10 protein-coding genes are annotated in these 11,933 nt (G+C 50.4%); 6 read left to right on the top strand and 4 right to left on the bottom strand.

What is annotated here, in order from left to right:
* Positions 1-194: 194 nt before the first annotated feature.
* Positions 195-2,474 carry a DUF4838 domain-containing protein gene (locus ABFD83_02245; GenBank protein MEN6355886.1) on the bottom strand — a complete coding sequence of 760 codons (2,280 nt, stop codon included), beginning with the start codon at positions 2,472-2,474 and terminating at the stop codon, positions 195-197.
* A gap of 472 nt (positions 2,475-2,946) precedes the next feature.
* On the opposite strand from ABFD83_02245, the gene ABFD83_02240 reads away from it, so the two are divergent.
* From ABFD83_02240 to ABFD83_02230, 3 genes are all read left to right on the top strand, one after another.
* Positions 2,947-4,068, top strand: a complete 1,122-nt coding sequence (locus ABFD83_02240; protein ID MEN6355885.1) for a GntR family transcriptional regulator — start codon at positions 2,947-2,949, stop codon at positions 4,066-4,068.
* A gap of 35 nt (positions 4,069-4,103) precedes the next feature.
* Entirely contained in the window at positions 4,104-4,799 is a 696-nt protein-coding gene (locus ABFD83_02235) for a prepilin-type N-terminal cleavage/methylation domain-containing protein (GenBank protein MEN6355884.1), read from the top strand.
* A gap of 62 nt (positions 4,800-4,861) precedes the next feature.
* Entirely contained in the window at positions 4,862-5,578 is a 717-nt protein-coding gene (locus ABFD83_02230) for a prepilin-type N-terminal cleavage/methylation domain-containing protein (protein MEN6355883.1), read from the top strand.
* A gap of 58 nt (positions 5,579-5,636) precedes the next feature.
* On the opposite strand, the gene ABFD83_02225 is transcribed toward ABFD83_02230, so the two are convergent.
* Positions 5,637-6,098 (bottom strand): DUF305 domain-containing protein, encoded by a 462-nt coding sequence (locus ABFD83_02225; protein ID MEN6355882.1) that lies wholly within the window; start codon positions 6,096-6,098, stop codon positions 5,637-5,639.
* A gap of 395 nt (positions 6,099-6,493) precedes the next feature.
* On the opposite strand from ABFD83_02225, the gene thiM reads away from it, so the two are divergent.
* The 3 genes from thiM (at position 6,494) to ABFD83_02210 (ending at position 9,320) form a co-directional block, all read left to right on the top strand.
* The gene (thiM, locus tag ABFD83_02220) at positions 6,494-7,282 is read left to right on the top strand and encodes a hydroxyethylthiazole kinase (GenBank protein MEN6355881.1); all 789 of its coding nucleotides are present in this window, start codon (positions 6,494-6,496) and stop codon (positions 7,280-7,282) included.
* 104 nt (positions 7,283-7,386) lie between these two features.
* Entirely contained in the window at positions 7,387-8,481 is a 1,095-nt protein-coding gene (locus ABFD83_02215) for a sialidase family protein (GenBank protein ID MEN6355880.1), read from the top strand.
* 206 nt (positions 8,482-8,687) lie between these two features.
* A complete protein-coding gene (locus tag ABFD83_02210; GenBank protein MEN6355879.1) occupies positions 8,688-9,320 on the top strand; it encodes a GDSL-type esterase/lipase family protein in 633 nt (210 codons plus the stop codon).
* A gap of 4 nt (positions 9,321-9,324) precedes the next feature.
* Here ABFD83_02210 and ABFD83_02205 read toward each other — a convergent pair whose 3' ends face one another.
* Complete coding sequence (locus ABFD83_02205; protein ID MEN6355878.1) at positions 9,325-10,704, bottom strand: alpha-glucosidase/alpha-galactosidase; 1,380 nt, start codon at positions 10,702-10,704, stop codon at positions 9,325-9,327.
* Positions 10,701-11,930, bottom strand: coding sequence for a hypothetical protein (locus tag ABFD83_02200; protein MEN6355877.1), 1,230 nt, complete (start codon positions 11,928-11,930; stop codon positions 10,701-10,703). Before ABFD83_02200 ends, ABFD83_02205 begins: the two co-directional genes overlap by 4 nt.
* Positions 11,931-11,933: the final 3 nt, after the last annotated feature.

Raw genomic sequence — 11,933 nt, 5'->3', positions numbered from 1 at the left:
TGCTTTTATTGGGGTAGATTTTCCACTTTTTTGCATTTGCGCTTCGTTCCACACGCTCAGAGCTTGGGGTTTCCACTTTCTTTGAACCAACAGATTTGAGATCAGTTCCAGCTATCGCAATTGCCTCTGCGACAACGCAAAAAAGCGCTTCTGGTGTAATCCTGAAGCGCTTTTATAGTCTGACCAATATAAGTTTACGGCTTGCGTACCAGCATTATGCGGTCTACGTAGATGCCTTTCACGGTATTGCCGTCACCCGTGGGAGATATCCAGATATACATATTCGGATTTGTCTGCAGTGAGCCTAGGCAGTAGGTGTGATACTCGCCATCTGTACCCTGCTCAAGTTTCGCGGTCAGGCTTGTAGTCTTCTTTGTCGCTTCATCGTAGACGCCATAAGTGAAAGCGTCACCGGACTGCGCTCCTTCAGTCCGCGCAACCACATACCACTGCCACTCGTTCGGGTCCTTACCCGTAAGCTCGCTCGGGATAGTGTATCGGATTGCCCAGTTGACATGGCTGCCGGGCATGAATACAGCTTTGCCGTCAGAAGCCTTGGGGTCATCAACATGTTTAGCCCAGTTTGACTGCTCATAGACTGTGAACCTGCAGTCCTGCACGTCGACGATATTTTCCAGAGGCACGTTCGAGAACTCCTTAGGGCTGGGAGCCGGCGGTTGATACAGGGATGTGAGCAGCGGAATATATGAGTCGAAAGAACTGCTTTCCGAATAGTTTGTTGCCTGAAGATCCTGTGCGCGCTTTATGAAATCCTGACAGGCGGTCTTCAGGTCTGAGGGACCGGCAAATGCGGCGTTTTCAGAAGCAGCCTGCTTTTTTAGTGCGTCGTAACGCAGCAGCCATGCAAGGTCCAGTGGCATCTGTTCGCGCTGAACACGTTTTGCAACCACAGGGTCGTCCGCGACGGCTTTTGCCGCCTGATCAAACAACCCGGTCGCTTCCGTCATAACGGGCAGAGTGAGGAATGAAAGGTCTTTGTTATAGCAGGACAGTCGCAGTCTGCTGTCTTTAATTGCATTTTGCATCAAATCGAGATATGACTGCAGATAAGGCGCTGCGTTTCCATAGTAGCCCTTGAGAAATTCGCTCGTGAGTTGTTTCTGGTCCAGTGCCGGGTTCCATACGAGGTGAGACAGCACCCATGCGCGCAGGCGAACAAAGTCACCGATCGTGCATCCAGTGTCGCCCTGTTCAAAAAGACCTATGGTGTTGTGTTTAGTAAAGAACCTGATATTTGGGCCAAGCACCTGCATGTTTGGCTGGGGTTGAATGTAGTTACTGAAGTCGGTAACGTAATCCCAGACATAAAGCTTTGGCGCGATCTTGCTCCATTTATTGATGTCGTCCCTGAAGTCGCTGTTAGCATTGCTGTCCAGAGGTTGTGCAAAGTCGCAATTGATGGAGCAAAGTCGGATTATAACATTATGCCTTGGCTTTTCATGCAGTGGCGGTTTGAGCGTGTATTGGTATGCCAGTGTTTCCACTAACATATTGGGGTAATCTTTCTCTATATCTTCCGCCACTTTGTTTACGAACCTGATGAGCGTACCTGAAGACGACCCTTCCTCTTCATCAATTGCTTTGCATTTCGGGCACTGGCATGCGCCGCCGCCAAGGTCGTTCTGACTTATGGATATGAGCCCCGCGTTCGGATTTTCGCGGATTCTCTCCAAAGCCACTCGTGTCAGTTCCTTGCGCATTTTATCGCTGGTGAGGCAGAGCTGCGCATTGGTTACACGTTTGCCGTCTATCTCGGAATACCAATCTGGATGTGCGGCAAAGTATTTGTCCGGCGGAAGCAGTTGATTGAACGTATGGCACCACCCTATTATCGCCTGGTGGCCGCCGTATGCTTCCGGTATGTTTTCCCAGTTGCCATTGATCTTGAGCTTTACTGCAAATTGCGGGTTTTCGATTACGTCGCGGTAAAAGACTTCCCTGGATATCAACTTTGGACTGTATATGATATTGAGCTCAGGTATGATCAGAGTGCGCTTGCTGGGTGTATAACTTTCCGTGCTTGTCCACCACCTGAAGCCGACAGTGTCTTCAAGAAAACTGTAGACCGCATATATTGTGCCTCGCGGCCGTCCGCCGGCAATCAGCAGGTTATTTCCCACCGTGCGTATTACGATCCCGTCACTGCCCAGCGCTGCCCAGTTCACATCCGGCGCGAGTTTCTTCAGAGGATTGGACTGCCCAACGAGTATCTGCGGCGCATTTTGCTTTACTTCTGATTCCGAGCGAACCGGAAACTTTGCTCCCGTAACCTGTTCCAAAAAGCTGCTGAGTTCCAAAGCTGCCTGTTTTTCCGGAGAGATCGCGTCTTTTGCGATAACGATGGTGTAGGTTGTCTTGGAATCTTTTGCCAGTGTTGCCGCCTGAGTAGCGGCGGCCGTAGAAGAAACTATTGCCGTTACTGTAGCGAGAATCGCAATTGATTTGAATGACATAAGCAATGCGCCTCCATACTCTAATGCTTAGCGACATTATACAACCTCCGTCTTGGGAAATGTAGCTGTTTATCGATGACAGGTTGTTGCAACAGAGAAAATTTGAACGCAATTTTACCGCTTCGTTCGCTTAATTGAGGAGCGATCGAACAATAAAATCGCTGGGTTTGGCATTTGTCGAAATTGCCTTCAAGGAAATAACCATGGCACTTTGGAATTTTGGAAGGTGTTTTTGCAGCATCTGACCAATAATAAGAGTGGATAGTAGTGAAGCGTCAAGCAATAAACTATGCTGCGTATGCAGAAGAGGCGGCTGTTTATGCTGCGGTCTCAAAAGAAATTTTCCATAAACTCTCCTGTCATCTTGACAGGCGGGTTAATACATGATAAATTGCCGGTATGGGGAAACAATTGGTATGATAAACATACGCATCAACAATGAATTGGTGATTTCCGGAGGTTATAAAACGCGATGGCATTACTAACAAAATCTCAGCAAGTCGAGCATTATCTGCGTCATGCTATCGCTGGTGGGCGCTGGGCTGTTGGAGATGCGCTGCCTTCTGAGCGTGAATTGCTGGCTGAGTTCGGCATCAGCAGGACGACTCTTCGCGACGCACTCGGCAGATTGGCCAATGAGGGGATCATCACCCGCAAGTCCGGTTCAGGTACACACGTAGCGGATGTGCCGAAAGCCAACTCGGTTGCAATAGTCTGCACATCTCAGAGTCTTTCATCTCCTCTTGGTCACTTCTACAGACGTTTGGCCGAGGCCGCGAGAAATGAGATCGAACAAGCGGGGCGGCGCGCCGTGCTGATGGTCGGGCAGGGTGATACGACGGAGGACTTCTTCTCTTCCATAAATCTCTTCGATGCTCCGGTTGCCAGAGATATGATAGGGGCTTTATGCCTGACTACACGCGGCGAATATGCTGAGGCAATGTTTTCTGAAGCCGGAATGAATGTTGTGTCCATGGGGATGGGCGTCCCGGCATCAAAATACGGTATTGTCCTTGATTATGCACAGATGATGCGCCTGGCGAAAGAAGCGCTGCATGTCTATGGGCATGACGACTTTGTCTTAATGGTTCGTGAGTTTTACAAGCACGAGGAAGAATTACCGCGTGTTAAGAAGGTTAAGTCTCTGCAGCTTGAGGCAGTCGGCGGAAGGCAGGAAAGAATCATTCACGTTAAACCGAGTTTGACCTATGCCGATGCATACAGAGCATTCAAAGAGTGGTGGGCCACGCCGGATCATCCGAATGCAATATTCTTTGATGATGACGGCCTTTGTGATGTCGCCAGCAGAGTGATTCTGGAACTCGGCATAAAAGTGCCCGAGCAGTTGGCGATCATAACCGACCTGAATGTAGGCCGCACTATCGATTTTCCAGTGCCGCTTACCGGTGTTGGTTGGGACCCGGCTGTATTGATGAGGGAGGCTTGGAGCATGCTCAACAGCCTGATATGCGGTATTACGATAGAGCATCCAGTGCTTTATATCCCTCCGGTAATAATCGAAGGCAGGTCTCTTGGTGAGCCTGACAATGATCACATGCTTCCCCAGAGCAAAGCAAGCGCGACCATAGTGTAGTTGACTGAATATAAATGGGATAAGGGGTGTGAAGAATGGTGTGCAAAAAGGTGTCTTCAGTCGGTGCGTTTTGTGCAGGCAAGAGAAAACGAGGATTTTTCGGATTTACCCTGATCGAGCTTCTTGTAGTAATCGCGATTATCGCAATCCTGGCGGCGATTTTGTTTCCGGTATTTACCACTGCCAAGATGAATGCTAAGCGAGTTGAATGTATTTCAAACCAGCGCCAGATCGGCGCCGCGTTGTGTGCTTACGCCGATGACAGCAATGGATACTTGCCATTGTTATCTCCCGCTGGTACGCACCTATATTTTCCGTCTTATCCTTCAAGTATATACACCACATATTCAGGCGAGCTAATATATAAACTCGATAAATATGTGAAGAATAAAAAGATCTTCTATTGCCCGGTTGTCAATGCGTATCCTTCGGGTGCAAGTCTTACTTATGATAGTCAAAGTAAATCACCCACACCTTTTATGTACATCGGATACTATTATTTCTCCACTCAGGAATGGATCAATTACCGGATCAAACAGTCTGAAAATCCTAAGCGTATCCTGATGATGTGCATTGGAGGAGCAGGAAAAGCATCGGGTCACGGGAAAAACAGATGCGTATACACTTTTGCGGACGGCCATGTGCAATACATTCATCATTATGCGTATCCTTACAGCTATCCTCAGTGCAAAACAGTGGGAATGCATAAACTCCTGATGCCCAGTTGGTGATGGCAGCGGATTGCAATCGCGAAATCGAAGAGCAAGCGCATATAAAGAGAAGGAGTGTGAGTGTGATTCACAAAGAGGTGCCTTTGGTAGGTGAATCAGGCGCCGTCCGGCGCGGGCGAGCAATACAGGGATTTACCCTGATCGAGCTTCTAGTAGTCATCGCGATTATTGCGATACTGGCTGCGATCCTGTTCCCGGTGTATACCACCGCCAAGGAAAAGGCAAATGAAAGCATGTGTCTGAGTAACATAAGGCAGATTGGCGTTGGAACATCGATGTATCTGGATAACAACAACCAGAAGTTTCCTTTGCTCAACTATTCTCCGTGGACAGAGCCGACATGGTGGGTGACTGGCGTCAGCAAGTATATAAGCGGTAACAAGAAAGTTTGGCTTTGCCCGAGCGCAAAGCAGCGAGAATCAGGAAATCAATATCGTAGTTATGGAGCCAACTGGTATTATGTGTGCGGACACAACATGGCTGAAATCGCCAATCCGAGGGCGACGGTATATGTCTGTGAAGGCGCTTTGGATGATGCAAATCCGCCTGTTGAATCAGCCGGCTTCCTGGGTATTGCCGCTCCATCAGTAAAGACATATTCACTCATAAGCCGTCCTATTCTCAGGCATGAAGGCGGCTGCAGTGTAATGTTTGCAGACTTCCATGTGAAAGTAATGAGACGACAGATGCCGTTTTATCCCCCGCATCCTTGGTCGGGAAATGGTGTTACGGATCCAAAGAGCGCTGATTTCAAAGACGAGCTTTGGGACCTAAGGTGATCAATATAAGTGCTGCTTCTTGTCTAATGCATCTTGAGGCCCTGCAGATTACATCCGCTTAGGATGTAAACATAGGTTGATTTTTTATCCACCTTTGCAGGGCCGCTTTTTCTTTATCGGATGCCTTAATTACAATGGTCGCCTGACTTCGCAAGTCGGAATGCGAGCTTTTTGACAGCAGCAGCGTCGAAGCATCCTTCGCGCGCTGGAGATAGTCGAGCATGATGTCGACATATTCCGCGTCGAAATGGCGCATGTTTGCCTTCTGAAGTCTTCTATACTCCGCATTCGAGTCTATGCAGTATTCGCTTATCTGCTTGCCGGTTGCCTGGCTATACCAAGTCTCAAGTTTTTTGTTCAGGTCATACTGCTCATGCCGGATATTATCAGAAAGCTGCCGGAGCCCGGCGTCCATGGTAGATTTTAGTTCCACTTCGGCCAGAGCCTGCGTGTCGCTGTGGAGCTGATACATCGATCTCATATACTGCAGATCGAACTCAGTCCCGGACAGGCTTTTCAAGCTAGATAGCGACCGTAAATCATTTCCCGGAGGCCGAGGCCCCACCTGACATTCTTGACCGATTGCCGAAAGCGGGATGGAGCACGTTACGATTATAAGCAGCAATTCCGTTCTCATCATATTACCCCTGGCTGCACGAATTGTGACACGTAATGTACTTTCCCGCATGTCGGTTTGGGCAATCAGGGTTACACAACAAAATCGAGATAGTTGTTTCGATTTATAACCCGGCATGTGGAATCAGGACACATTCGGCTCCACGCTGCCGAGCATCTACCTGCCTTAACGCCGAATTAGTGCTAATAACGCTAATTAATTAGCCGAATTAGCGCTAATTCGGCTATCATATACCTTTAGTAAGAAACCTGGAGGCAGTAATGGAACTCATACAAAACATATCGGCGGACCTTGCAGCAATCCGCGAAAAGAAGCCGCTGGTCCACAGTATAACCAACTTTGTGGTCATGAATGAGACAGCCAACGCCACACTCTGCATAGGCGCGCTGCCGATCATGTCGCATGCGGTAGAGGAAGTCGAGGAGATGGTCGGTATTGCCGGGGCGCTGGTCCTCAATATCGGCACTCTCACACCCAAGTGGATAGATGCAATGGAACTAGCCGGCAAGCAGGCCAACAAGCTCGGAATACCTGTAATTTTGGACCCGGTCGGCGCTGGAGCGACACAGCTTCGAACAGAGTCGAGCAAGCGCCTGCTCAAAAAAGTGAATATCTCTATTGTCAGGGGAAATGCAGGTGAAGTAGCTACTCTGGCAGGGATCACCGCCGAGGTGCGCGGGGTAGAGTCTATCGGCGCAGAGGCAGGCACGGATGAGATCGCTCAGAAGTTTGCGTCTACCTATGGCTGCACAGTCGCAATCACCGGTCCGGTGGATGTGGTAAGCGACGGCAAGCGGGCTGCTCATATCTCAAACGGCGACGCAATGCTCGGCAAAGTGGTCGGGACGGGCTGCATGTCTAATGTAATAGTCGCCTCGTTTGCCGCGGTAGAAAAGGACGCGTTCAGTGCAGCAGTCGGCGGCCTGACGGCATTTGGAATAGCAGGCGAGATGGCAGCCAAGGTCTCTGGAGACAGACCCGGCACATTCCATGTAGAGCTTTACAATGCACTGTATGCAATAAACTCTGCTGATATAGAATCGGGCGCGAAGCTCCAGATTGCGTAAGTTGCAGCTAAGTAATACACCAAATATTGTAAAATCCAGAAGGACTTTCGCAGTCCAATATGCAAAACCTACAGGTAAAACACTAGCATCAGATGAGGATTTTTATGGAAAAAAGAGTCCAAGCCGAGCATGGGATTATCTGGGAGATGCCCGGCGAAAAATTCGGTTACTTTGGATGGCCGTCGATTGCGCGCATGGACGACGGCACGCTGGTTGCGGCAAGTTCGGGCCTTCGGACCGGACATATAGACCCCTGGGGCAAGACGGTGATCAACATCAGCCGCGATGACGGCAAAACATGGACCTGGCCGCGAATCATAAACGATTCACCTATCGATGATCGCGACGCGGGTGTTGTCTCACTTGGCGGCGATAAGCTGCTCGTGACGTGGTTCACGTCCGACACGCGTGAATATGCTGTTGAAGCTTACGCAGACAGATTTGACCTCAAAGAATGGCAGAGGTCTCTCGCTTCATGGACTGATGAACTTGTCGACAAATGGTTCGGCTCATGGGTTATCACCAGTGATGACGCCGGTGATACCTGGAATGGTCCGTTCAGGTCTCCTGTGACCTCGCCTCATGGCCCGATCAAGCTGGCCGACGGCGACCTGCTCTACTTCGGCAAGGGATTTACCAGGAATCGCGCCGAAGGGCACATAATGGCGGCGCGGAGCAAAGACGGCGGAAAGACATGGAATGTAGTAGGCAAAGTGCCGATGTATGATGGCACCATACCAGACAATTATCACGAGCCGCATGTTGTCGAACTGCCGTCCGGTAAGCTGGTTGGAATGATCAGAGTCGAGAGGTTCGACCCGGAGGACAAGGAAAAAGGGCTTATCAATTTCAGCATGTTCCAGACCGAGTCCGTTGACGGCGGCAAGACCTGGAGCGATATGAAACCCACTGGCGTACTTGGTTCGCCGCCTCACCTTATCCGCCACTCTTCCGGAGTGTTGGTCTGTGTCTATGGTTATCGAGCAGAGGGCTATGGGCAGCGGGTGCTGCTGAGCAAGGACGATGGCGAGACATGGGAGAACTGGATCATACGTGACGATGCTCCCAATTGGGACCTCGGTTACCCCGCTTCAGTGGAGCTGAGTGACGGCAGTATCTATACGATATACTATCAAGCTGTTGCCGAAGGCCGGAAGTGTTCGCTGCTGTGGTCACGCTGGAGCCTGCCTTCCCTTTAGGCATATCGAATATAGGGTAATCCGTAGGGACTAAGCATTTGCACATCAAATTTCGGCAAGCCGCATAATCACTGCCGCAAATGCTTCATCCTGTTTAGGTAAGCAATTCCGGGCGAAGCATCTGCGGCTAATATTGTCAGAAATGCTGTAATCAAAGGCAGATGCTTCGCCCCTACAGTTACGTTACCCTCATCTTGGAGTATGAGATGAAGATCGTATGTTTGGGCGATTCAATAACGCTGGGCGTAAGGCCGGGTGTCACAGATGAGCAGACTTTCGAGTTTTTGCTTGCGCGCATGCTCTCTGCTGACGGCATTGATGTTGAAATAATAAACGCCGGTATCGGCGGCGAGAACACAGCGGGCGGGCTTGACCGTTTCACCAGGGATGTAATAGACGTTCACCCGGACTATGTGACTATCATGTACGGCACTAACGATGCTGCCGTCAATGATAGTTGCACTGAGCCTAGAGTCTCCTTATCGGACTATTCAGCAAATCTGAGATCTATGATATCCCAGGCCAAATCGGCGGGCATCACCCCGATACTTATGACTCCTATCCCTTTAGGATGTCAATGGTCGTATGTGGATCACAGCCCCTACAGAGAGCAGGGAGCCAACTGTGTTATTGAGGCGTATGTCGATGCTGTCAGAAAGATCGCTGAAGATGAGAGTGTCCCACTGGTAGACAACTACGCTGCCTGGCGCGAGTGGGAGTCAGCCACCGGCTCCAGTATAGAGTCTCTTCAGACAGACTCGTGCCACCCCAACCCGGCAGGACATGAGCTGATAGCTGAGAAGATGAATAAAGTGATCCGTATGATTGTGGATTGTTGATCGTTTATCGTGCCAACCATTCCGGCAACATATCCCTATCACGCTCAATCAGGTCATTAAAGAGCGAGCGCATACCAGCCGGGTCAAGACATGCCCCTGCCAGTGGGTCGAGAAGCACTGCATTGAACGCCGCGCGCGGGTCTTCATTGGCTATGGCCTCGACTATCTGCGACTGCACTTCAATATTTCTCCTGCAAAGCGATGCGCACGGCTCCGGCAGCGGATCGACCGTCTCCGGGTGCAGTCCGTCCTTATCGACCTTTACGGGCAGTTCCACAGTCGCTCCAGTCGGCAGGTTAGGTATATAACCCTTGTTTGCGACATTCAGACTCATAGTGCGCGGCGTGTTGGTGATGACCGAATGCACTATCCTCATCCCATACTCTTCACTCAGCGCAACAGGAACATATGCTTCGTCCAGCAACTGCCGCTTTTGTCTGTCCCAGTTCTTAGCCCAGTGCTTTTCATACAAATGAATGTCCCAATTCAGTGGTATTTTCTGCTCCACTCGCCCCGCCGGCGGTGCTGAAGGTCCTATTATCTGTCCTCCCCATCCGCCCATACCAAAATTATATGCCGAGTCTTCATGATCGAATACCGTAAGGGGCTTGAACCATTCTCTAAAATACGGGACGTATTCAGCGGAGTGGTAGCTCGATTCCGTTACGAAATATCCCGTGGCATCCATCAGCGCAAACCTGACAGGGTCCTGCTCGCGCACAGAGGGCATAACCTCACGCAGCCTTGGATACATATCCCGGCCATTATGCTTCATTTCCAGTATCCAGAGCATGTGGTTGATGCCCCAGCCGCGCAGATACAGCTCCTCGCTGGGTATATCGAGAAATACTGCCAGCAGATCACGAGTATGCTCCAGGCCATGGCACATTCCGACCGAGCGAATGCTTGTCATTGCGTTCACGACCCAGCAGTTTACCGCCATCGGGTTTACATAGTTAAGGAATAGAGCATTGGGGCAAAGCTGCTCCATATCACGGGCGATACTCAGTGTCAGTGTTCCGGTCCTTATGCCCTTGAAGACACCAGAGGGACCAAGCGTGTCTCCGATAGCCATGGGCACGCCGTGATCTATGCACATCTGAATCTCACGTTTGCGCGCTTCAAGCCCGTTCGGCTCATACATGGCAAAAACAAAATCAGCGCCCTCCAGAGCCTGTCTGCGGTCGAGCGTTTTGGTCACAGCAATCTGACGCTTTTGCTGAGAGATAACTTTGTTGACCAGCATCTCGGTCGTCTCCAGCCGGTCGGCGTCAATATCCATGAGCGCCAGCTCGATAGGCGGCAGGTCGTCAAATGTGGACAGATCGATCACGAGTTTTCGTGCAAAGATATAACTGCCTGCTCCGATGAATGCGATTTTCATGAGTATTCCTCTATTACCTCCCTGGCGATCCGGGTCCATCGGGTAAATCGCTCAGGGTGATTCTCACACGTGTGAGTGTCTTTGAGCACTATCTCCATGACCAAATTTTTTGTCACATCCAGCGCATGGCGTATGTTCTCGCGGATGTACTTTTCATCAAAGTCTCCGACAAGCGCTGAAGGATGCGGCTTCCAGGAGAATATGATATCCTTTCGGAAGTTTTCGGCGCATTTGTCTACATCCGCAAACGGCGATATGTTTACCTGCCTGAGATTTGCTATCTCAAAAACGTAGTTCAGCTTCCGAGTTATATCCTCGCAGCAGCCGTAGACACTTATCCCGAACCTCTCCAGCAGCCGCTTCTCGTATTGGATAGCAAACTCATAGGTCATCTCAGGTGAGACAATTGTAAGCTCCTGCGCCTCGGCAGTAGCCCACATATCGCGTGGGAGGATATGCGCAGGGTCGTAACCGGCAGGCGGAAGCTCGCCGGAATAGCCGTTGCCGCCGGGATAGATCCAAGCGTCATCGTCATTGAGACTGAGCAGGTTCATATCAACATACTGGTCTATTAGCTTGTGGTAGCCCTGCTCCAGGAATGACATAGCTTCATGAAGCATCTCAGGCTCTTCGTACATATCCATCATCACACGCTCCAGGCCGCGCAGATGCGTGTAAATGTTCATCATGTGAAACGAGACCGTGCGGATGCCCTTGAGCCGCACATCCAGAATATCGCCGAAGAGGTCCTGGGCCTCTTGTAATCTGCGCATACTCTCAGCTTCATCGTGGATTACTTTAGGGAATTTGAGCTTCTTAAGGTCTTCTTGAGACTCGATTACAGGCTTAAACGTTCCTGCTCCGGCGGCGCTGTCGCTGGCAGTCCACTGCGACTCAAGGCCCCAGCCGGTATTTGAGATTGCTTTGGGCACTATGAAAGTCTGTTCAATCACGGTGTCATCAAAGATATTCTCGTGATAGTATATCTTTTGCCTGAGGCTGCGTTCATAACCTCGCGCCGCCTCGTCCCGGCAGGTCAGAGACTCCTCAGGCACAAGCTCGATCCAGCTTCTTTCAGGAAACACCAGCAGCATAGGCCGGACTCTCTGCAGGCCGTGATGCTTCTTCCACGACTCTCGTCTTTGAGCCATAATAGGCAGCCCGGCTATATCCGCCACACGCTTTGCAAGGTCGCGGAGTATTTCTCTGTCTTTTTGGCTGATCATTAG

This window comes from Armatimonadota bacterium, assembly GCA_039679645.1.
Classification (GTDB): Bacteria; Armatimonadota; UBA5829; order UBA5829; family UBA5829; genus UBA5829.
Note: the sequence above shows the minus strand (reverse complement) of the source record. Positions and strands in the feature narration are given on the sequence as shown.